This is a genomic window from Lysobacter sp. TY2-98, from assembly GCF_003367355.1.
In the GTDB taxonomy this organism is placed as follows: domain Bacteria; phylum Pseudomonadota; class Gammaproteobacteria; order Xanthomonadales; family Xanthomonadaceae; genus Cognatilysobacter.
The window spans coordinates 1753755-1776061 of the sequence record NZ_CP031413.1 but is presented as its reverse complement, the minus strand read 5'-3'; the positions used below and the strand labels follow the sequence as shown (position 1 = coordinate 1776061).

Below are 22307 nucleotides of genomic sequence, written 5' to 3'. Positions count from 1 at the left end.
CGTCGCGACGATCCGATCGCCGCGACGTCGAGAACGATCACTCCGCGCGCAGTGCCGGGTTGTCCCAACCCGGACGCGGCGCGAAACGCGCGCCGTACTTCGCTTCCAGTGCACGCAGGCGCTGCAGCAGCGCGTCGACACCGGTTTCGCGCACGTACTGGATCGGGCCGCCGCGGAAGGGCGCGAAGCCGGTGCCGAAGATGACGCCGGCGTCGAGCAGGTCCGCGTCACTGACGACGCCGTCGTGCAGGCACGCCACGGCTTCATTGATCAGCGGAAGGATCAGACGATCCTCCAGATCGCCGGGCGCGGTGTAGCCCTGCGGAATCTCCGGCTTCACCGCCTTGCCGTTCTCCCACGTGTACAGGCCCTGGCCGTCCTTCTTGCCGCGCGCACCGGGCTGCGGTGGCGTCGCGAGTGCGGCGGGAATCGGCAGGCCGAGGAACGGCGCGAGCTCCGCACCAACGCCGGCCGCGACGTCGAGGCCCACCGTGTCGACCAGTTCGATCGGTCCCATCGGCATGCCGAAATTCACCGCGGCCTTGTCGATCAGCGCGGGCGGCACGCCTTCGGAATACGCCGTCGCGGCTTCGAGCATGTACGGGAACAAGACGCGGTTGACGAGGAAGCCCGGCGTGCCCGCGACCGGCACCGGAAACTTGTCGATCGCGCGGCAGAAGCCGGCCAGGCGCTGCTCCGTGCGCGGGTCCATGCCGTCGTGATGGATGATTTCCACCAGCGGCATCAGCGCGACCGGATTGAAGTAGTGCAGGCCCGCGAACTGCGCGGGACGCTGCAGACCTTCGCGCAATTCGTCGAGCGGAATCGAAGAGGTGTTCGTCGTGAGCAGCGCATCGGGCTTCATGCGCGGCTCGACATCGGCGTAGAGCGCGCGCTTTGCATCGGGACGTTCGATGATCGCTTCGATCAGCAGGTCGCAATCGGCGACGCCGTCACCCGCGACATCGCTGCGCAGGCGTGCGGCGACTTCAGGTCGCTTCGCATCGTCCTTGACGCGCTTGGCGAACAGCTCCGACGCGCGCTGCATCGCCGCGTCGACGAAGCGCTGCTCGCGATCGGCGAGCGTCACGTCGAAACCCTTGTAGGCCGACCACGCGGCGATGTCGCCGCCCATCACGCCAGCACCGACCACGTGCACGCGTTTGATGCCGTGGTTCCTGTCGCCCTGCGACTTCAGGCGTTCCTGCAGGAAGAAGACGCGGATGAGGTTGCGCGCGGTCGGCGTCGACGACAGCTTCACTACGGCCCGGCGTTCGTTGTCGAGCAACTGCTTCATCGATCCGCCGCCACGACGCCAGCTCTCGATCAACGCGTACGGTGCAGGGTAGTGCGCCTTCTTCGCCTTGCGCGAGACCTGCTTCACGAGCTGCGGCGCGATCAGCTGACGCGCGGGCCAGGTGTTCGTGACCCATGCGAGCGCGCGCTGCTGGAAAGGACGCTCGGTGCCACGCAATGCGAGCTTGATCGCGGCGTCGACGAGCTGGTCGACCGGGACGACGCGATCGACGAGTCCCATCGCCTTCGCGGCTTTGCCGCTCACTGTGCGACCGGTGAGCATCAGGTCGAATGCCGCGGGCGCGCCGATGAGTCGTGGCAAGCGAACGCTGCCACCCCAGCCCGGGAAGATGCCCAGCTTCACTTCCGGCAGGCCGATGCGCGTCGACGGATCGTCGCTGGCGACGCGGTAGTCGCACGCCAGCGCAATCTCCGTGCCACCGCCCATGCAGAAGCCGTGGATCGCGGCCACGGTTCGGAACGGCAGGTCGGCGATGCGCTGGAAGACGCGCTGTCCGCGCGCGATCGCATCGTTCACCGTGCCGCGCTGGTCGAAGATCTGGAACTCCTTGATGTCGGCGCCGGCGATGAAGCCGCTCGCTTTCGCCGATCGGATCACGAGGCCCTTCGGCGGTTCGAGCTGCAGCCGCTCGAGCAAGGTATCGAGCTCGACGAGCACGTCCTGCGAGAACGTGTTGACGGAACTTTCCGCCTTGTCGAACGACAGCACGACGACGCCGTCGTCACGGGTTTCGGCGCGCCAGTGGTGCATCGGCAGGCCGTCAAAGCGGGAGGAGGCGGTCATCGGAAAACCATCCGTTCACGTATGGAGCGACCAGCTATCATCCGGAGGTTGTTTCCCGTGCGTCAATCCGCGCCCCGTTCGGCGCCCCGCGCCCACCGCGGTCGATGAACTTTTCCGCGATGGCGTTGTCCCAATGCCCGGTGATGTCCGGGCGGCTACAGGAGTGCCGGCCGACATGGCCGTAGAGGAAGCGTCTGCAATGGAAGCCGGCCCAGGGCGGGAGTCCCTGGACCGGGAGCTGGTCGAGCGCGTGCAGCGCGGCGACAGCTCGGCCTTCGATGTGCTGGTGCGCAAGTACCAGCACCGCGTGGTCGGACTGATCGGGCGCTACGTGCACGACTGGAGCGAATGCCAGGACGTCGCACAGGAAGTCTTCATGCGTGCCTACCGCGCGCTGGGGAATTTCCGGGGCGACGCCCAGTTCTCCACCTGGCTTCACCGGATCGCCGTGAACACTGCCAAGAACCATCTCGTCGCACAGAACAGACGACCGCCGACGGACGACATCGACGTCATGGACGCCGAACAGTTCGACCCGAGCTTTCGCCTGCGCGATACCGATACGCCCGAACACGAACTGCTGCGGCAGGAAATCGAGCGCACGGTGATGGATGCGGTGAACCGGCTGCCGGAGGAGCTGCGCGAAGCGATCACCCTGCGCGAGGTCGAAGGCCTCAGCTACGACGAGATCGCCGAGCGCATGGGCTGCCCGATCGGGACGGTGCGTTCGCGCATCTTCCGCGCCCGCGAGGCGATCGACGCGCAGCTCAAACCCCTTCTCGACCCCGAACGTGATGCCGGAGCCCGGGAGCGGCAACGATGAACCCGAACGACACCCACGACCGCGAGTCCCTCAGCGCACTGCACGACGGCGAGTTGGCAGGCGAAGCCCGCCTGTTCGCGCTACGCCGTCTGTCGCACGACGCTGGCTGGAAGGACGACTGCGGTCGTTGGCAGCTGATCGGCGATGCGATGCGTCGCCAGGCACCGATCGCGGCGCCGGCCGGCTTGGCCGCGCGCGTCCGCGACGCCGTGGCCGCCGAAGCTTCCGCGCTGGCACCGGTCCCGACCGTTGCGACGGTCGCGACGCCGACGCCCCGCCGACCTGTGCGCATGTGGGTCGGCGGGGCGCTGGCGGCTTCGCTCGCGCTGGTCGCGGTGGTGGCCACGCGCGCTCCGCAGCCGTCCCCCGCGCCTTCCGCTCCTGCGGTTGCAGTGATGCCCGCACCGGCGGCAGCGCAGCCGGCTGTGCCGACACCGATCGCGCCGTCGGCCGAAATTCCGGCGGTCGCCAGCACCACTACGCCGACCGCCGATGCGATACCGGCGTCGCGGCAGGTCGCCGCCGTCGATCGCCCGCAGCCGCGTGCGACCGCCGTGCGTCCGGCGCGCCGTACCGAAAGCGTGGCGCGCGACGAGGTCGCCGCGCCCTCGACCGTCGCCGCGTTCACGCCCCCCGACGTCGCCAACCCGTTCCATGTCTCGGCGAACGACGCCCTCGCTTCACGTCCCTGGCCGCGCGCGTCAGCGGGCAGCAATGCCGCACTGACCGCGAGTTACGGGGCGGTGGCCGACGCGCTCGGGGACTCGCCGTCGTTCTATCCGTTCGAGCCGCGCGTGCACGACGAGACGACGGGACAGGCCAACACGCCCTGATCCACCTCATGACTTGCCGGCGCACGCCGGCCTTCCGACCTGCTCCGAGGCCGATTCGATGAACCGACCGCTCCAAACGCTCGCCCTTGTCGCCGCCGTCGCGCTCGCGCTGCCCGCCGCCTGCACGGCTCAGCAGCCGCAGAACGCCGCGGCGTTGCCCGTACCGTCAACCGCGCCTCCCGCGGTGCAGATGGTGTCGGGCCTGCCGGACTTCACCAACCTCGTGCAGCAGGTCGGGCCGGCGGTGGTGAACGTCAGCGCGGAAATCCGTGGCAGCCAGAATCGTCGCCTTGCCGACGAGGACGACGAGATCCCCGAGTTCTTCAAGCGCTTCTTCGGCGAGGATCCGCCGGGTGCGGGCGGTCCGCGCGGGCCGCAGGGCCCCGACAACGCGCTGCAGGGCGTGTCGCTCGGCAGCGGTTTCCTGATTTCCGACGACGGCTACATCCTCACCAACCACCACGTGGTCGAGGGCGCGAGCACGATCACGGTGCGCCTGTCCGATCGTCGCGAGTTCAAGGCCAAGCTGGTCGGCAGCGACGAACAGTCGGATGTCGCGCTGCTGAAAATCGAGGGCAAGGGCCTGCCGGCGCTGCGTACGGCGACCGACGCGCCGAAGCCGGGCCAATGGGTGGTCGCGATCGGCTCGCCGTTTGGCCTCGATCATTCGGTCACCGCCGGCATCGTCAGTGCGGTCGGTCGCTCCAACCCGGTCGCCAACCAGCAGTACGTGCCTTTCATCCAGACCGACGTCGCGATCAACCGCGGCAACTCGGGCGGGCCGCTGCTGAACACGCGCGGCGAAGTGGTCGGCATCAACTCGCAGATCTTCTCGAGCTCGGGCGGGTACCAGGGCGTGAGCTTCGCGATCCCGATGGATCTCGCGGCGTCGGTCGTCCAGCAGCTCCGGACGACCGGCCACGTCGCGCGTGGCCAGCTGGGCGTGCAGGTGCAGCAGCTCACCGCCAGCCTCGCCAATTCGATGGGCCTGCCCAACGCCTCGGGTGCGCTCGTGGCCGACGTCGTGCCGGGCAGCGCCGCGGCGCGCGCGGGCCTGCAGCGCGGGGACGTCATCCGTGCCGTCAACGGGCGCGCGGTGAACGACTCCGGCGACCTGCCGCCGCTGATCGGCGCGCTTGCGCCCAAGAGCAAGGCGCAGCTGACCGTCGTTCGCGAGGGCAAGTCGCTGCAGGTGCCGGTCGTGCTCGATGCACTCACCGTCGCTGCCGCTGAAGACGCCGGCACCCCGAATCAGCGGTCCGCCGCAGCCGAGCCCGCGTCCAACGCGAGCCTGGGCATTGCCGTGCAGGACCTCACCGCCGCCGAACGCAAGCGCATGGGCCTCGGCGACGGTGAGGGTGTGCGGATCGGTCGCGTCGACGGCACGCCCGCGCGCGACGCCGGCCTTCAGCCCGGCGACGTGATCCTGCAGGTGGGTCGCGCCGCCGTCGGCAATTCGGCGGAACTGTCGCGCGCGGTCGCGGCGCTGCCGCGTGGCCAGGCGATCATGTTGCTCGTGCGTCGCGGCAATTCGACGCAGTTCGTCGCCGTCGATCCTTCAGGGGGCTGAGGACGGTCGGGCGACCGCGAACGGCGGTCGCCCCGGGCCGGACCGGGGGCGTGCGATAATCCCGCGTTATTTCGCCTTCGGTCCCGCCGTTTTGATGCAGCAGATCCGCAACTTTTCCATCATCGCGCACGTCGACCACGGCAAGTCGACGCTCGCCGATCGCATCATCCAGATCTGTGGCGGCCTCGAAGCGCGCGAAATGGAAGCGCAGGTGCTCGACTCGAATCCGATCGAGCGCGAGCGCGGCATCACCATCAAGGCGCAGTCCGTCTCGCTGCCGTACAAGGCGAAGGACGGGCAGACATACTTCCTGAACTTCATCGACACGCCCGGCCACGTCGACTTCAGCTACGAGGTCTCGCGGTCGCTGGCCGCCTGCGAAGGCGCGCTGCTCGTCGTCGACGCCGCACAGGGCGTCGAGGCGCAGTCCGTCGCCAATTGCTACACCGCGGTGGAGCAGGGCCTCGAAGTCGTGCCGGTGCTCAACAAGATCGACCTGCCGACCGCCGACATCGATCGCGCGAAGTCGGAGATCGAAGCGGTCATCGGCATCGATGCGACCGACGCGGTCGCGATCAGTGCAAAGACCGGCCTCAACGTCGTCGACGTGCTCGAAGCGATCGTGCAGCGCATCCCGCCGCCGAAGCCGCGCGACACCGACAAGCTGCAGGCGCTGATCATCGACTCGTGGTTCGACAACTACCTCGGCGTGGTGTCGCTGGTGCGCGTCATGCAGGGTGAGATCAAGAAAGGCGACAAGCTGCTCGTGATGTCGACGGGTCGCACGCACCAGGTGGACGATGTCGGCGTGTTCACGCCCAAGCGCAAGGTGCTCGACGCGCTGCGCGCAGGCGAAGTGGGCTGGGTCACCGCGTCGATCAAGGACGTGCACGGCGCGCCGGTCGGCGACACGCTGACGCACACCGCGAACCCTGCGCCGGGCCCGCTGCCGGGCTTCCAGGAAATGCAGCCGCGCGTGTTCGCGGGCCTGTTCCCGGTAGACGCCGAGGACTACCCCGACCTGCGCGAAGCGCTGGAGAAGCTGCGCCTCAACGACGCTGCGCTGCGCTTCGAGCCCGAGAGCTCGGAAGCGATGGGCTTCGGCTTCCGCTGCGGCTTCCTCGGCATGCTCCACATGGAGATCGTGCAGGAGCGCCTGGAGCGCGAGTACAACCTCAACCTGATCACCACCGCGCCGACGGTGATCTACGAGGTACTGAAGACGGACGGCTCGATCGTCCCCATGGACAACCCGGCCAAGCTGCCGCCGGTGAACATGGTCGAGGAGATCCGTGAGCCGATCATCCGCGCCAATATCCTCACGCCGCCGGACTATGTCGGCAACGTGATCAAGCTGTGCGAGGAAAAGCGCGGCGTGCAGATCGGCATCACCTACATGGGCGGCCAGGTGCAGATCAGCTACGAACTGCCGATGGCCGAAGTGGTGCTCGACTTCTTCGACAAGCTGAAGTCGGTGTCGCGCGGCTATGCGTCGCTCGACTACCACTTCCTGCGCTTCCAGGCCGGCCCGTTCGTGCGCGTGGACACGCTGATCAACGGCGACAAGGTGGACGCGCTGTCGATCATCACGCACCGCAGCCACGCCGATCGGCGCGGTCGCGACCTGACCGAGAAGATGAAGGAGCTGATCCCGCGCCAGCAGTTCGACGTGGCGATCCAGGCGGCGATCGGCGCGCAGGTGATCGCGCGTACGACGGTGAAGGCGCTTCGCAAGAACGTGCTCGCCAAGTGCTACGGCGGCGACATCTCGCGCAAGAAGAAGCTTCTCGAGAAGCAGAAGGAAGGCAAGAAGCGCATGAAGCAGGTCGGGCGCGTGGAGATTCCGCAGGAAGCCTTCCTGGCCGTGCTGAAGGTCGACCAGTAATACAAGTGCCGTCGGGCAGGCCGGGGACTCGGGAACCCCGGCGGCCGTCCGCGATCCAAGCTCCCGTCACGAACATCCGCTTCCAGGGACTGCCATGCGCTGGTTCGAAATCGCTCTCGTCGTGCTCACCTTCGCCAGCGGCATCATCTGGCTGCTCGACAAGCTGTTCCTTGCCAAGCGGCGCGCCACGCGCGAAGGCCTGCTCGACGACGGCGACGAGCCGGTGCTGGTCGACTACGCCAAGTCGTTCTTCCCGGTGCTGGCCGCGGTGCTGATGCTGCGCAGCTTCGTCGCCGAACCGTTCCGCATCCCGTCGAACTCGATGATGCCCACGCTGCTCACCGGCGACTTCATCCTGGTCAACAAGTTCAGCTACGGCCTGCGTCTGCCGATCAACAACGCCAAGGTCGTGGCGATCGGCGAGCCGAAGCGCGGCGACGTGGTGGTCTTCAAGCCGCCACACCACCCGGACCAGGACTGGATCAAGCGCATCGTCGGCCTGCCGGGCGACACCATCGCGTACCACAACAACCAGCTCAGCGTGAACGGGCAGGTGATGCAGTACCAGCCGATCGGCGTCTACCAGGGCGTCGCCAACGGTGCCGAGATGACGGGTGCCGAGGAGTTCGCCGAGGCGCTGCCCGGCCGTCCGCACCACGTGCTCGAGTGGACCGACCGCGTCATGGATCCCGGCGAGGGCGAGTGGGTGGTTCCGGCGGGCCAGTATTTCGTGATGGGCGACAATCGCGACAATAGCGAGGACAGCCGATACTGGCCCATGCACTTCCTGCCGGAAGCCAACCTCCGCGGCAAGGCTTTCCTGATCTGGCTCAATTGCGAAGGCTGGTTCTGCACGAACGCGTTCGATGCGTCCCGCATCGGCACGACCATCAAGTGATACTGTCCGCCTCACAGGCTTTGGGGAGAGAGTCATGAGACGCCACCAGCAGGGCATGACCCTGACCAGCTTCATCGTCGTCCTCGCCGTCGTCGGCGTGTTTGCTTACATGGGTATGAAACTCATTCCGATGTATTCGGAATTCTTCTCCGTAAAGAAGGCGCTTGAAGGGATGGCGCGCGATCCCGACGTGGCGTCCAGCGATCCGGCGCACATCAAGGACCTATTCTTCCGCAGGATGGAAGCCGACTACGTCGATGACATCAAGCCGGAGAACATCAAGCTCGCGCGTAAGGAAGCAGGCTGGGTGATGACGGTGGACTACGAAGCACGCAAGCCACTGATCGCCAATCTCGACGTGGTCGCACGCTTCAACGCCGAGAAGGAATTCAAGCGCACGACGGAGTGACCGTGGCGGACGCCTTCGGCCATTCGTTCCGTCAATCCGCGTTGCTCGATCAGGCGCTGCGCCATCGCAGCGCCGGTGCCCCGCATAACGAGCGTCTCGAATTCCTCGGCGATGCACTCGTCAACCTGTTCGTCGCCGAGGCGCTGTATGCGCGCTGGCCCAAGGTCGACGAAGGCGCGTTGACGCGCGCGCGCGCCGAGCTGGTGCGCGAATCCTCGCTCGCTCAGATCGCCCGTGATCTCGACATCGGCCCCCGCCTGACGCTCGGACCGGGCGAGATGAAGTCGGGCGGACACCGTCGCGACTCCATTCTCGCCGACGCCGTCGAGGCGCTCGTCGCCGCGATCTACCTCGATTCGGACTTCGAGACCTGCCGGTCCGCCGTGCTGCCGTGGTTCGAGCGGGCGATGGCCGCGCTGCCGCCGCCGAACAAGGTAGGCAAGGACGCGAAGACGCGCCTGCAGGAATGGCTGCAGGGTCGCCAAGGGCCGTTGCCGACGTACGCGCTGCTGTCGGAGGAGGGCGAGGAGCACGCCCGCACGTTCCGCGTGAGTTGCACGCTGGCGCAGCCGGAAATCGTCACCGAAGGCGAGGGCACGTCGCGTCGCGCCGCGGAACAGATGGCCGCGGAAGCGGCCTTGGCCAGGATCGACGCGCTGCAGGCCGAGCGCCGCGCCTGACGTCCAGATCGGCGCTTTCGACGGCTGCGACCGCGCGTCCCCGTACAATCCCGGCATGAACGCAGCTCCCCACCGCGCCGGCCACGTTGCCGTCATCGGCCGCCCGAACGTGGGCAAGTCCACGTTGGTCAACGCGCTCGTCGGCGCCAAGATCTCGATCACGTCCAACCGCCCTCAAACCACGCGCCATCGCTTGCTCGGCATCGCGACGTTCCCGGAGGGCCAGCTGCTGCTGGTCGACACCCCGGGCCTGCATCGCGAGCAGAAGCGCGCGATGAATCGGATGATGAACCGCGCCGCGCGTGGCGCGCTCGAAGGCGTCGATGCCGCGGTGCTGGTCGTCCAGGCGGGACGCTGGGACGACGAGGACAGCCTCGCCTACGACACCCTCAAGGCGGCGGGCGTGCCTGTGGTGCTGGTGGTCAACCAGGTCGACCGTCTGAAGGACAAGACCGCGCTGCTGCCTTACCTGGCGAAGGTCAGTGCGGGGCGCGACTTCGCCGGCGTGCATCCGATTTCGGCACTCAAGAAGATCGGCCTCAACGAACTTGTCCGAACGATGCTCTCGCTGGTGCCCGAGCAGGACGCGCTGTACGGCGAGGACGAGATCACCGATAAGAGCCAGCGCTTCCTCGCCGGTGAAATGGTGCGCGAGCAGTTGATGCGCCAACTCGGTGATGAACTGCCGTACGCGACGACGGTCGAGATCGAGCGTTTCGTGGTCGACGGTGCGCTGCTGCGCATCGGCGCGGTGATCTGGGTCGAACGCGACGGCCAGAAGGCGATCGTCATCGGCAAGGGCGGTGAACGCCTGCGCGAGATCGGCGCGCGCTCGCGACAGCAGATGGAGAAGCTGTTCGACTCGAAGGTCTTCCTCGAGACCTGGGTGCGCGTGCGCGAAGGCTGGTCGGACGACGAGGCGGCGCTGAAGTCGCTGGGCTACCACGACTGAGCTGCTCGCCATGACGTCCGCATCGATCGTGCCCCGCTAGGCCGACATGCGCTACGTCCAGGAAAACGCGTTCGTCCTGCACGCGCGCCCCTATCGCGAGACCAGTCTGCTGGTCGAACTGCTGACGGCGCAATACGGACGCATCGGTCTGCTCGCACGCGGCGTGACGGGGCCCCGCCGGCAGCTTTTGCGCGCCGCGCTGCAACCGCTGCAGTGGATCCGCTTCGATGCCGTGCAGCGTGGCGAACTCGCGCAACTCGCGAACGGGGAAGCCGTGGATGCCGCGCCACGTCTGGTCGGCGATGCGGCGCTGGGTGCGTTCTACCTCAACGAGCTGACCCTGCGCCTCGCGCCACGCCACGATCCGCAGCCCGGTCTGTTCACGGCCTACGCGCGTGCACGCGAGCGGCTGCGTGCGGGGGAGTCACTGGCGTGGACGCTGCGTCGCTACGAGCGCGATCTCCTGCAGGCTCTGGGACTCGGCTTCGATTGGGCGATCGACGGCAATGGTCAGCCCATCGATCCCGCGGCGCGTTATCGGCTCGATCCCGAGCACGGGCCGCGGCGATTGCTGAGCGATCGCGGCGCCGCGGACCGCAGCGATGCACCGAGTGGCCAGGCACTGCTCGCGTTGGTGGAGGACGAGATGCCCGCGCCCGCTGATCTCGCCGCGTTGCGCCGCGCGATGCGGCGCGTGCTCGAGCACCACGTCGGCCCACGCGGGCTGACGTCGTGGCAATTGCTCGGCGAGTTGTCGCGTGTCGGCGCGGGCGGTCAGTCCGCCGGGAACTGATCGCGCGTTGCGCGCAGCACGGCATCGAACGTCGGCCAGCCTTCGCGCGGTTCCATGGTCGACATGCGGGCCGCGGCGTCGCCGAGTTGCAGTGCCCCGACGAAGCCGCAACTGGCGCGCAGGCGATGCAGCAGCGAGCGGATCTCGGCGCGGTCGTCCGTGTCGACGGCCTTTGCGAGCGAGGCCTGCACGGCGTCCAGCTCCGGGCGGAACAGGCCGCGAAGCGCGGTGAGATGCCCGCGATCGCCGAGCAGCGCGGCAAGCGCGGAGGTGTCGTCCCAGAACGGCAAGTCCCGCAATGGCGCGACGGGCGCCTGCAACGACACGTCGAGTCCCAGCGCCATGCGCGCGGCCGCCACCGTCTCCGACGTCGACAACGGCTTGACCAGCACTTCGAGGAACCCTGCGGTCAGCAGACGTTCGTGTTCCTCCGCTTCGCGCGCCGCGGTGTGCGCGATCGCCGGCGTGCGCGTGCCACGCGCGCGCAGCTCCGTGAGCAGCGCGTCGCCGCGGCCATCGGGCAGGTTGGCGTCGAAGACCCACAACGCGTAGGTCGACGACGCGGCGAGGTCGCGGGCCCGTGCGCAGTCGCGGGCGACGTCGACGTCGAGCGGGACGCGGGCGAGGGCGGCTTCGAGGAAGGCGGCGCTGACCGCGTCGTCCTCGACGAGCAGCGCGCGGGGGTGTCGATGGTCCGTCATCGGAGTTCGGCGTCCTGTCGGTATCCTCGTGGCGATGCCCATCGTACGCGCGATCGTCGCGGTGCTGCTGGCCGCCACGTTGCTGGCGGCTGCGCCCGCGCACGCACGTTCCGCACACGCACGCATCGCGCGCATGACGCTGCCGACCGGCACGATGACCGGCGTGACCGTCGACCTCGACTGGCCCGCCGCCGCGACCGAGGGGGCGCTGCGCCTGCGTGCGGACCGCGTCGACGCGCCCGACCTCGGCTACCGCTTCACCGCGCTCGACTGGCGCTGCGTGCTGCGGCGCGACGGCTGGAGCGGCTGGCATTGCGATGGTCCCGCGATGACCCGCGCGGGCACAATGCGACTGCGCATGGACCTCACCGACACCGGCATGAACGCGATGCTGACGCGTGGGGCGAGTTCGATCCGCGTGCAGCGCGGCGACGGGCGGGGCGATGCCACCCAGGTCGATCTCACCGCGATTCCGATCGCCTGGCTGCGCGGGCTCGTCGCCAAGGCCTGGCCGGCCGGGCAGATGAAGTCGGGCGCGGGCGACGCGCGCCTTGCGGTCACCACCCCGGGTGATGACCTGCGCATCACCGGTCCGATCGCCCTGCACGACGTCGGCATCGACACGCCCGACGGCACGATCGCCGCCCAAGGCCTCGATGCAAAACTCGATCTCGACATGATGTTGGGGGCGACCGATCGCGTCGCGTTGCGCGGTCGACTCGGTGGCGGCGAACTGCTGTTCGGCACGGCGTATTTCGCGCTCGCCGGTCGCATGGGCGAGCTGTCCATCGACGCCGAGCAGCGGGGCGACTGCTGCTGGCGCATTCCGCATTTCGACTGGCGCGACGACGGCGTATTGCAGACGTCGGGCAAGGCGACGTTCGGGCCGGATGCGGCGCTGCGCACGTTGCAGGCCGACATTCGCAGCAGCGATCTCGCCGGACTCAAGGCGCCCTATCTCACCGGCTGGCTCGGCGCCGCAGGGCTGGACGACCTCGCCGTGCGCGGCGCGCTCGATGCGCGCGTCGATCTGGGCGAGCAGGGTCTGCATGCGGTCGATGCGCGCGTCACCGGCGTCGATGTCGACGATCCCAAGGGGCGCTTCGCCTTCCACGACCTCGAAGGCGATGTGCGCTACTCGTCGGACGTGCCGGTCGAGAGTGCGCTGCGCTGGACGTCGGGCCACGTGTACGGGCTCGACTTCGGTGCATCGACACTACCGATGCGCAGCGAAGCCGGACGCATCGCCTTTGCCCAGCCCGTCGACGTACCCATGCTCGGCGGATATCTGCGCTTCGATCACCTCGCGGTCCAGCCAGCGCATGCCGACGCCGGGGCGAGCGCCGAATTCGGGCTGGACGTCCAGAACCTCGACATCGGCCAGCTCGCCAAAGCGCTCGGCCTTCCGGCCTTCACGGGCCAGCTCTCCGGTCGCATCCCGAGCGCGCACTACGCATCGCAGCAGCTCGTCTTCGATGGCGGCCTGTCGATGGCGTTGTTCGGCGGCAAGCTCGACGTGTCCGCGCTTTCGATGGAGCGCCCGTTCGGCGTGGCGCCGACGCTCAGCGCCGATATCGCCTTCGACGACCTCGACCTCGAATCACTGACCGGCGTGCTCGGCTTCGGCAGCATCACCGGCAAGCTCGATGGGTATCTCAACGGCTTGCGCCTGGTCGACTGGCAGCCCGTCGCGTTCAATGCGCACCTGCGTACCGACAAGCACGCGGGCACGCGCCAGCGCATCTCGCAGCGCGCGGTGCAGGATCTGTCGAGCGTCGGCGACTCGTCGTTCGCTGGCGGACTGCAGGCGAAATTGATCGGGCTGTTCGACGACTTCGCCTATTCGGCGATCGGCATCGACTGCCGCCTCGCCGACGAGGTCTGTGAGATGGACGGCCTGTCAGCGCGGGGCACCAACAGCTTCACCATCGTCGAAGGCGGCGGCATTCCATGGCTGACGGTGGTGGGCATCAACCGGCGCGTCGACTGGCCGACGCTGGTCGAACGCCTGGTGGCGGTGGGCAAGGGCGACACCAAGCCGGTGGTGAACTGACATCGCCCCTGTTCACGTTTCGCCCGGCTTCACGCATGCTTCTGCACCATCCGCCTCAACCGACTGGAGACCGTCCCATGCGCCGCTGGATGATGCTGCCGCCCCTCGCCGTCGCGCTTACCGCGTGCGTGACGATCAACGTCTACTTCCCGGCCGCGGAAGCGCGCGAAGCCGCGAAGGAGTTCGTCGAGAAGGTGATCGCGGATCCGAACGCGAAGCGGGTCGAGCCGGTGAAGCCAGGCGGTGGCAGCGCGTCGATCCAGACGCCGTGGAGCGAGCGCGCGGCGGCGTCGTTGGCGCGCGTGGACTTCGCCTCGCTGGTCGGCATCGGCAGCGCGTATGCGCAGTCGTCGCCGGACATCACGATCAAGACGCCCGCGATCCAGGCGATCCAGGCGCGCATGGAGCAGCGCTTCGACAGCGAGCTGCGCAAGGGCTTCGAAGCCGGCGCGCTGGGCTTCACGTCCGACGGCATGATCACGGTCCGCGACGCCTCCAAGCTCGCGCTGCCCGACCGTGTGTCGATGAACAAGGCCGTGGCGGACGACAACCGCGACCGTGCCGCGGTGTACCGCGAAGTCGCCGTCGCCAACGGCCACCCGGAGTGGGAGCCGCGCATCCGCGAGGTCTTCGCCAAGCAGTGGATCGACAGCGCGCGCAGCGGCTGGTGGTACCAGTCCGGCGGCGCCTGGAAGCAGAAGTAACGGTTTTGGGAGGCGCCCCGGGGCGCCGAACGGCGGCCCGCTCCGGCGGGCCGTCGCCTTTTGCGGAGCCGGTTCAGGGCTCGCCAGAGGTTTCTGGGACAATTGGCGGCTGTCTTCCCGTTGCGCACGCCGTGGCCCGTCTCGACCTCACTCCGTTCCCCGCCGACATCACCGACCTCACCCATGACGGCCGCGGCGTCGCGCGCCTGCCCGATGGCAAGGCCGTCTTCGTTGCCGGCGCGCTGCCGGGCGAGAAGGTCGTCGCCGTGCGCACGGCGCGCCATCGCCATTTCGACGAAGCGCGCGCGGTCGAGGTGGTCGACGCCGCAGTGGAACGCGTCGCGCCGCGGTGTTCGCATTTCGGGACGTGCGGCGGCTGCGCGTTGCAGCACTACGACGAGGCCAAGCAGATCGTCGCCAAGCAGCGCGTGCTGATGGAAAACCTCGAGCGCATCGGCCATGTCACGCCGAAGACGGTGCTCGAGCCGCTGGTCGATGCGTCGTGGGGCTATCGCCGCAAGGGCCGGTTCTCCGTGCGCCGCGTCGAGAAGAAGGACAAGACGCTGGTCGGTTTCCGCGAGAACGATCCGCGCTTCGTCGCCGACATTTCCGAATGCCACACGGTCATCCCGGCGATCGCGTCGAAGATCGGCGCGATCGCCGCGCTCGTCGACAGCCTCGACACGCGCCGTGAGATTCCGCAGATCGAATTCATCGCCGGCGACGACGCCATCGCGCTGACGTTCCGGCATCTCACGCCCTTGACCGAAGGCGATCGCCAGAAGCTCGTCGCGTTCGGTCGCGAGCAGGGCTTCACCATCTACCTGCAGCCCGGCGGCCTCGACACCGTGCACCTGCTCGATGGCGACGAGCCCAAGCTCGCGTTCCGTCTCGACGACTGGAATGTCGAGCTCAATTTCCGCCCGCTCGACTTCATCCAGGTCAACGCCGGGCTCAATCGCCACATGATCCACCGCACGATCGAGCTGCTCGATCCGCAGGCGGATGAGCGCGTTCTCGATCTGTTCGCCGGGCTCGGCAACTTCACGCTGCCGCTGTCGCGCCATGCCCGGGAAGTGGTGGGCGTGGAAGGCGACGCCGGGCTCGTGCGCCGCGCGCGCGAGAACATCACGCACAACGGAATCACCAACGTCGAGTTCCATGCCGCCGACCTCGCGAAGGATCTGTCGGGCGAGCCGTGGATGCGTGAATCGTTCGACAAGCTGCTGCTCGACCCGCCGCGTTCGGGCGCCGACTTCGTGCTCGCCCACCTGCCGCTGAAGCAGTTCAAGCGCATCGTCTACGTGAGCTGCCATCCGGCCTCGCTCGCGCGCGATGCGGGCTTCCTCGTCAACGAGAAGGGTTGGACGCTGAAGGCCGCGGGCGTCATGGACATGTTCCCGCATACGGCGCACGTCGAGTCGATTGCCGTGTTCGAACCGCGCCGCGGATAAGCCCGCGGCGCGGTTCGATCCAACGCGTCGCCACGCGAGAGGAAACCCGCTTCCTGGCTTCTGATTTCCGGAGATCGCTCACATGCCCCTAGAAATCGAACGCAAGTTCCTCGTCACCTCCGACGCCTGGCGCGCGCAGGCGAGCCGCCGTGTCGAGATGGCGCAGGCCTACCTCAACGATCTCGCGACGCTCGACGCCGGCGCGATGAACGTGTCGGTCCGCGTCCGCATCCAGGGCGACGCGGCTTTCCTCAACATGAAGTCGCGCGAGCTCGGCACGACGCGGCAGGAGTTCGACTACCCGATCCCGGTCGACGACGCCCGTGCGCTGCTCAAGCTAGCGGTCGGCGGAAAGATCGAAAAGGTCCGCCACTACGTCGAAGTCGACGGCCGTACGTTCGAGGTCGACGAGTTCCTCGGCGACAACGCAGGCCTGGTCGTCGCCGAGTTGGAGCTGGACGACGCCGAGGCGGCCTACCCGCGCCCCGACTGGCTCGGCGACGAAGTCACCGACCAGCCGCGGTACTACAACCTGGCGCTCGCCAGCCGGCCGTATTCGACCTGGTAACGCCGCCGCTGCGCGTCGACGCCGTCCGGGGCACAATGCCGGCCCGAATCCGCAACCGGAGTGTCCCCACATGCTCGTGATCGGCGTGGCCGGCACCGAACTCACCGCGCAGGAGCGCGACTGGCTGCAGCACGATGCGTGCGGTGGCGTGATCCTCTTCAGCCGCAACTTCGCGTCCAAGCAGCAGGTCGCGGAGCTGTCGCAGGCCATCCGCGAAGCCGCGCCGCGGCCGCAGCTGGTCTGCGTCGACCAGGAAGGCGGGCGCGTGCAGCGCTTCCGGGACGGCTACACCGCGTTCCCGCCGCTAGAGAAGTTCGACGCGCTCTATCGTCGCGATCCCGAAGCCGCGCTCAAGCTCGCGGCCGAGCACGCGTGGCTGATGGCCAGCGAAGTGCGCGCGACCGGCGTCGACCTGAGCTTCGCCCCGGTGGTCGATCTCGGCCGCGGCAACCGTGCGATCGGTGATCGCGCATTCTCGGCCGATCCGCAGGTCATCGCCGAGTTCACCCGCGCCTACATCGAGGGCATGCACGCCGCCGACATGGCCGCGACGCTCAAGCACTTCCCCGGCCACGGCTCGGTGCTGGAAGACACGCATTTCGACGACGCCGTCGATCCGCGTCCGCTGGAAGAAATCCGCGCGCTCGACCTCGTGCCGTTCGTGGCGGGCATCGATGCCGGCGCCGACGCCGTGATGATGGCGCACGTCAAATATCCCGCCGTCGATCCGGATCCCGCCGGCTATTCGAAGCGCTGGATCGAAGACATCCTGCGCAAGGAGATGGGTTTCCGCGGCGTCGTGTTCTCCGACGACATCGGCATGGCGGCGGCGTTCTCCGCGGGCGGCATCAAGGCGCGCATCGATGCACACCTCGACGCGGGTTGCGACGTCGTGCTCGTCTGCCATCCGGAGCTCGTGCCGGAATCGCTGGCCGCCGTTGAAGGTCGCAAGCTCAACACCGCAGCGATGGCCGCGTTGATCGGCCGCGGCCCGTTCGGCTGGCGCGAACTACTCGCGGACGATCGCTACAGCATGACCAAGCAGCGCATCGAAGGCATTGCCTGACATGGCGCGCGACCTCGCCTGGGCGCTGGCCAACAGCGACGTCGTCGTCGATCGAGCCACGCTGGAGCGTTCGATCGAACGCATGGCGGCATCGATCGTCGACGACTTCGAGGGCAGCGTGCCGCTGTTCCTGACGGTGATGAACGGCGGACTGCCGTTCGCGGGTCGGTTGGCGATGGAGATCGGCGCGCTCGGGCTCGACCTCGAGTTCGACTACCTGCACGCCACGCGCTACCGCGGCGCGACGACGGGCGCTGAGCTGGTGTGGAAGCATCGCCCTGCGACGCCGGTCAAAGGCCGCCGCGTCCTGCTCGCCGACGACATCCTCGACGAAGGCCACACGCTGCGCGGCATCGTGCAGTGGTGCCGCGACGAAGGCGCCGCGGACGTTCGCATCGCTGCGCTGACGGTGAAGCGCCACGACCGCTGTGTCGAAGGCGTGTGTGCCGATTACGTCGGTGTCGAAGTACCGGACCGTTACGTCTTCGGGTATGGCATGGACTTCCAGGAACAGGGCCGCAACCTGCCCGACATCCACGCGCTGACCGACACGGCGCTGCGCGATCTCTGACGCGTTCGCCGCGTCCACGGATACGACCATGAGCGACATCGCACTCGCCGTCATCGGCGGCACCGGCCTCTACAAGCTCGCCGAGCTGCACGACGTCGAATCGCACGAACCCGACACGCGCTTCGGGCGCGCATCCGGGCCGGTCCGCGTCGGCACGCTGGCCGGGCATCGCGTCGCGTTCCTCGCGCGCCACGGCGAAGGCCATTCGGTGCCGCCCCACCAGGTGAACTACCGCGCCAACCTCGCTGCGCTGCAGGCCGTCGGCGCGCACCGCGTGCTCGCGCTCAACACGGTGGGCGGCATCACCGAGCGCTTCGGGCCGCGTGTGCTGGCATGCCCGGACCAGATCATCGACTACACCTGGGGTCGCGTCTCGACCATCTGCGAAGAGCCCGGCACCGAGGTGTTGCACGTGGACTTCGGCGAGCCGTACACGCCGTCGCTGCGTACCGCGGTGCTCGACGCCGCGCAGGCCGCGGGCGTTCCGCTGGTGGACGGTGGCTGCTACGGCGCGACGCAGGGGCCGCGCCTGGAGACGCGCGCCGAAATCGCGCGCATGCGCCGCGACGGCTGCGATCTGGTCGGCATGACGGGAATGCCCGAAGCGGGCCTCGCGCGGGAGCTGGGGCTGGACTACGCCTGCCTCGCGATCATCGCGAACTGGGCGGCCGGCGCGGGTCCGCAGATCGACGAAGTGATCACGTTGCAGGACGTGCTGGACAACGTCGCGGCAGCATCCGCGCACCTCCCGGCGCTGCTCGGCGCACTGCTGGACCGTACGTCGCACGCTGCCTGAGCGGACGATTGTCAACAGCCTGAACCGTTTTGCATACTCGGCCGCGCGACTGCGCCCTTGTCGGGCAATGCGGCGCGCCCACCCTCACAGCATGAGGTCATCAAGGATATGCAGTACGGCACCGTGAAATGGTTCAACGATGCGAAGGGATTCGGCTTCATTTCGCCTGAAGACGGCACTGCCGATGTGTTCGTGCACTACTCGGCCATCAATTCCAAGGGCTTCCGCAGCCTGCAGGAAGGCCAGCGCGTGACCTACGAGGTCACCCAGGGCCCGAAGGGCATGCAGGCGTCCGGTGTCGTTCCGGCCTGACGGTCCGCTGCGTACCGTTTCCCGAGGCCCCGCTCCGGCGGGGCCTTTTTATTGACCGCACACGACCGCCCGTCGCACCGCCGGCGGCCTCTCACGCCGCGCTCCGCCGCCCGGGTATATCGAGACGTGAACCTCCGCCTGTTTTCGAAGGCGTCGCCCCCGCGCATGCCAGGACCCGCCGCCACGTCGTCCTTCGGTAGCCGCGACACCGCATGGATCGCGGCGACGCTGCTCGGCACCGTCGTGCTGGCCCACGCCGTCGTCGCGCTGAGCTGGGTGCATGAGACGCAGGTGCCGGCGGTGCGTCTGGCCAGTGCATGGCTGGCCGGCATGTTGCTGCTGCGGCGTCCAACGCCGCGCGTCGCGATCGGCGTGATCGTCGCCTGTGCCGCCGTGCTCGGCGCGCTTGTGATGTGGGCGGCGCCGCCCGCGCGACTTCCCATCGTGCTCGGGCACAGTGTGCTGCGCATCGCCGAGGCCGCGTTGACCTACATCGCGGTGGTGGCGGTCGGCTGCGATCCGCGCGGTCTGCGACGCCTCTCCGACCTTGCATGGCTCGGCGCAATCGCCGTGGTCGCCGCACCGTCGATGACGGGGCTGGTCGCCGTCGCGGTCCTGCAGTCGTCCGTGCACGCCGATCCCTTCAGCGTCTGGCGCGACTGGGCGCTCGGCGGCGCGTTCGGCATGTTGACGCTGCTGCCGGCCGTGCTCGCCTCGACGCCCGGCGAATGGCGGCGCTTCCGGCAGCCGGGGTCGCTGGTACTGTTCGGCGTGCTGGCGGCGCTCTGCATCGCCGGCGTGGTGATCGCCTCGTTGTGGATGCGCCAGCCGCTCATCGTCCTGCTGTTGCCGCTGCTCGTCGCGAGCCTGCGCCTGGGCGTTCTCGGCACCGCGCTGCTCGACCTGCTCGCCGTTCTGACGCTGCTTGCCGTGCACCGTTGGATGCCTGGTGCGCGCGTGAGTGCACTGCATGAACTCGGATTCGGCGAGCTGGCGGGTTACGCCGCGTTCGGTCTGATCGCGCCGCTGCTGGTCTCCGTGCAGACCGAACGGCGTCGTGCCACCGCCCGCGAGTTACGCGATGCCGCGCACCAGCTGCGCGTCCTGCACGACCACGTGCCTGCCGCGATCGGCCTCATCGATGCCGACGGTCGCTACCGGCTGATCAACCGTCGCTACGCCGAGTTCCTTGCGCATGAGCCGGAGGAAGTCATCGGCCGCATGCAGCGCGACATCCTCGGCGCCGACTACGAAAAGAGCGTCGAGGACCCGGTGGCCCGCGCAATGGCGGGCGAGCGCGCGACTTTCGAGACGCGCGTCAACGGCCGCGATCTCGAAGTGCATTACGTCCCCAACTTCACCGAGCGCGGTCGCAACGGCTTCTTCGTGCTCGCGACGGACGTGAGCGCACGTATCGCCGCGGAACACGCGCTGCAAGAGGAAAAGGAACGCATCCGGGTGACGCTCGATTCGATCGGCGACGCGGTGATCACCTGCGATCCGCAGTTGCGTATCACGCTGCTCAACCCCGTCGGCGAGGCGATGACGGGCTGGACCGAGACCGATGCGGTCGGCCGGGTCATCGATGAGGTCGTGCGCCTGGTCGACGCGGACGGCGACGACGACGTCGTGTCGCCCATGCACACGGCGCTGACCGACGATCGCATCGTCTCCACGCAGCGCGATCGCGCGCTGGTGCGGCGGGACGGCCTGCGGTTCGCCGTCGAGGATTCCTCGGCCCCGATCCACGACAGCGAGGGTCGTGTGATCGGCGGCGTCATGGTGCTGCACGACATCAGCGAGACCCGCGCGATGGCCGTGCGCATGGCGCACCAGGCGCAACACGATCATCTGACCGACCTGCCCAATCGCGTGCTGATGCAGGACCGGCTCGAGCACGCCGTCGCCGCGATTCCGCAGGGCGGTCGTGGCGCGCTGATGTTCGTCGACCTCGATCATTTCAAGACGATCAACGATTCGCTCGGGCACCAGGTGGGCGATGTCGTGTTGCAGGAAGTCGCGCATCGCCTGCAGTCGACGGTGCGACCCGGGGATACCGTGAGCCGGCAGGGCGGCGACGAGTTCGTCGTGCTGCTCGAGCGTCTCGACGATCCGCAGGTCGCTGCACGCGCGGCCGAACGCATGATCGACGCCATGCGGCCGCCGATCGACGTCGAAGGGCATCGCCTGCACGTGTCGCTGTCGATCGGCATCGCGCTTTATCCGCAGGATGCGAACGATCGCCGCAGCCTGATGCGGCATGCCGACGCCGCGCTGTACCACGCCAAGCACGCGGGCCGCGCGCGCTACAGCTTCTTCGCGCGCAGCATGAGCGAACGCGCCGAGCGGCGCCTGCGCATGGAGCACGAGCTGCGCGACGCCCTCGCGCACGGCGGCCTGTTCCTGGTCTACCAGCCGAAAGTGCAGCGTCCGAGCGGCGCGATCATCGGAATGGAAGCGCTGGTGCGCTGGCGTCGCGCCGATGGATCGCTGGTGCCACCGATGGAATTCATTCCGATCGCGGAGGAAAGCAGCCTGGTCAACGACGTCGACCGCTGGGTGATGCGCGAGGCCTGCCGGCAGGCGAGCGCCTGGCGCGACGGGGGCCAACTGCCCGGCCCCGTGTCGGTCAACGTATCGCTCGCGCGCTTCGATGCCGATCGACTGTTGCGGACCGTGGGAGAGGCGTTGGGTGACGCCGGGTTGCCGGGACCGCTCCTCGAAATCGAGTTCACCGAGAGCCAGATGTTCGCCGACCACGAGCGCGCCGAGCGGCTCATCACGGGTCTGCATGCGATGGGCGTGCGGATCGCGATCGACGACTTCGGGACCGGCTATTCCAGCCTCGGCTATCTCGCCAACCACCGCTTCGACACCATCAAGATCGACCGCTCGTTTGTCAGCGGCCTGCCGGGCGACGCGAAGCAGGGCGCGGTGGTGCAGGCCATCATCGCCATGGCATCTGCGCTCGAAGCGCACGTCGTGGCGGAAGGTGTCGAAACGCACGCGCAGGCGTCGATGCTCGACGCCCACGGCTGCCGCGAAGTGCAGGGCTATCTGTACAGTCGACCGCTCGAAGTCGGCGATTTCGAAGTGCTGCTGGAGCGCGGCGTGGTGATGCAGACCGACGCCGCATAG

Annotated in this window: 20 protein-coding genes; 18 read left to right on the top strand and 2 right to left on the bottom strand. The window is 68.3% G+C overall.

Annotated elements, in window-relative coordinates; translation table 11 throughout:
* Window positions 1-37: 37 nt before the first annotated feature.
* Window positions 38-2101: a 3-hydroxyacyl-CoA dehydrogenase NAD-binding domain-containing protein gene (locus DWG18_RS08445; RefSeq protein WP_115646794.1), complete on the bottom strand. Its 2064-nt coding sequence runs from the start codon at window positions 2099-2101 to the stop codon at window positions 38-40.
* Window positions 2102-2300: 199 nt separating this feature from the next.
* Between DWG18_RS08445 and rpoE the strand changes: the two genes are divergently transcribed.
* From rpoE to recO, 9 genes are all read left to right on the top strand, one after another.
* The gene (gene rpoE / locus DWG18_RS08440; RefSeq protein ID WP_115646793.1) at window positions 2301-2924 is read left to right on the top strand and encodes an RNA polymerase sigma factor RpoE; all 624 of its coding nucleotides are present in this window, start codon (window positions 2301-2303) and stop codon (window positions 2922-2924) included.
* Window positions 2921-3757 carry a sigma-E factor negative regulatory protein gene (locus DWG18_RS08435; RefSeq protein ID WP_115646792.1) on the top strand — a complete coding sequence of 279 codons (837 nt, stop codon included), beginning with the start codon at window positions 2921-2923 and terminating at the stop codon, window positions 3755-3757. Before rpoE ends, DWG18_RS08435 begins: the two co-directional genes overlap by 4 nt.
* A 58-nt stretch (window positions 3758-3815) precedes the next feature.
* Window positions 3816-5327, top strand: coding sequence for a DegQ family serine endoprotease (locus DWG18_RS08430; RefSeq protein ID WP_115646791.1), 1512 nt, complete (start codon window positions 3816-3818; stop codon window positions 5325-5327).
* 94 nt (window positions 5328-5421) lie between these two features.
* Complete coding sequence (lepA, locus tag DWG18_RS08425) at window positions 5422-7212, top strand: translation elongation factor 4 (protein WP_115646790.1); 1791 nt, start codon at window positions 5422-5424, stop codon at window positions 7210-7212.
* Between the two features lie 94 nt (window positions 7213-7306).
* The gene (gene lepB / locus DWG18_RS08420) at window positions 7307-8110 is read left to right on the top strand and encodes a signal peptidase I (RefSeq protein ID WP_115646789.1); all 804 of its coding nucleotides are present in this window, start codon (window positions 7307-7309) and stop codon (window positions 8108-8110) included.
* Window positions 8111-8144: 34 nt separating this feature from the next.
* On the top strand, window positions 8145-8519 hold the full coding sequence (locus DWG18_RS08415) for a DUF4845 domain-containing protein (protein ID WP_115646788.1): 375 nt from the start codon (window positions 8145-8147) through the stop codon (window positions 8517-8519).
* 2 nt (window positions 8520-8521) lie between these two features.
* Complete coding sequence (rnc, locus tag DWG18_RS08410; protein ID WP_240318493.1) at window positions 8522-9199, top strand: ribonuclease III; 678 nt, start codon at window positions 8522-8524, stop codon at window positions 9197-9199.
* Between the two features lie 55 nt (window positions 9200-9254).
* Window positions 9255-10151 (top strand): GTPase Era, encoded by an 897-nt coding sequence (gene era / locus DWG18_RS08405; RefSeq protein WP_115646786.1) that lies wholly within the window; start codon window positions 9255-9257, stop codon window positions 10149-10151.
* A gap of 46 nt (window positions 10152-10197) precedes the next feature.
* Window positions 10198-10944 (top strand): DNA repair protein RecO, encoded by a 747-nt coding sequence (gene recO / locus DWG18_RS08400; RefSeq protein WP_115646785.1) that lies wholly within the window; start codon window positions 10198-10200, stop codon window positions 10942-10944.
* On the opposite strand, the gene DWG18_RS08395 is transcribed toward recO, so the two are convergent.
* The gene (locus DWG18_RS08395) at window positions 10926-11645 is read right to left on the bottom strand and encodes a response regulator (protein ID WP_162823771.1); all 720 of its coding nucleotides are present in this window, start codon (window positions 11643-11645) and stop codon (window positions 10926-10928) included. The two genes, recO and DWG18_RS08395, sit on opposite strands and share 19 nt — an antisense overlap.
* Window positions 11646-11673: 28 nt before the next feature.
* Here DWG18_RS08395 and DWG18_RS08390 point away from each other — a divergent pair, with 28 nt between their 5' ends.
* From DWG18_RS08390 to DWG18_RS08350, 9 genes are all read left to right on the top strand, one after another.
* Window positions 11674-13698 carry a hypothetical protein gene (locus DWG18_RS08390; protein WP_162823770.1) on the top strand — a complete coding sequence of 675 codons (2025 nt, stop codon included), beginning with the start codon at window positions 11674-11676 and terminating at the stop codon, window positions 13696-13698.
* Window positions 13699-13775: 77 nt separating this feature from the next.
* Window positions 13776-14402, top strand: a complete 627-nt coding sequence (locus DWG18_RS08385; RefSeq protein WP_162823769.1) for a DUF1318 domain-containing protein — start codon at window positions 13776-13778, stop codon at window positions 14400-14402.
* Window positions 14403-14533: 131 nt separating this feature from the next.
* Window positions 14534-15856, top strand: coding sequence for a 23S rRNA (uracil(1939)-C(5))-methyltransferase RlmD (gene rlmD, locus DWG18_RS08380; RefSeq protein ID WP_115646781.1), 1323 nt, complete (start codon window positions 14534-14536; stop codon window positions 15854-15856).
* Window positions 15857-15938: 82 nt separating this feature from the next.
* Window positions 15939-16424 carry a CYTH domain-containing protein gene (locus tag DWG18_RS08375; RefSeq protein ID WP_115646780.1) on the top strand — a complete coding sequence of 162 codons (486 nt, stop codon included), beginning with the start codon at window positions 15939-15941 and terminating at the stop codon, window positions 16422-16424.
* Window positions 16425-16494: 70 nt separating this feature from the next.
* Entirely contained in the window at window positions 16495-17490 is a 996-nt protein-coding gene (nagZ, locus tag DWG18_RS08370) for a beta-N-acetylhexosaminidase (protein WP_115646779.1), read from the top strand.
* 1 nt (window position 17491) lies between these two features.
* Entirely contained in the window at window positions 17492-18061 is a 570-nt protein-coding gene (locus DWG18_RS08365) for a hypoxanthine-guanine phosphoribosyltransferase (protein ID WP_115646778.1), read from the top strand.
* A gap of 28 nt (window positions 18062-18089) precedes the next feature.
* Window positions 18090-18857, top strand: coding sequence for an S-methyl-5'-thioinosine phosphorylase (locus DWG18_RS08360; protein ID WP_115646777.1), 768 nt, complete (start codon window positions 18090-18092; stop codon window positions 18855-18857).
* A gap of 108 nt (window positions 18858-18965) precedes the next feature.
* Entirely contained in the window at window positions 18966-19169 is a 204-nt protein-coding gene (locus tag DWG18_RS08355) for a cold-shock protein (RefSeq protein WP_115646776.1), read from the top strand.
* A 165-nt stretch (window positions 19170-19334) separates the two neighbouring features.
* A complete protein-coding gene (locus tag DWG18_RS08350) occupies window positions 19335-22307 on the top strand; it encodes an EAL domain-containing protein (RefSeq protein WP_162823768.1) in 2973 nt (990 codons plus the stop codon).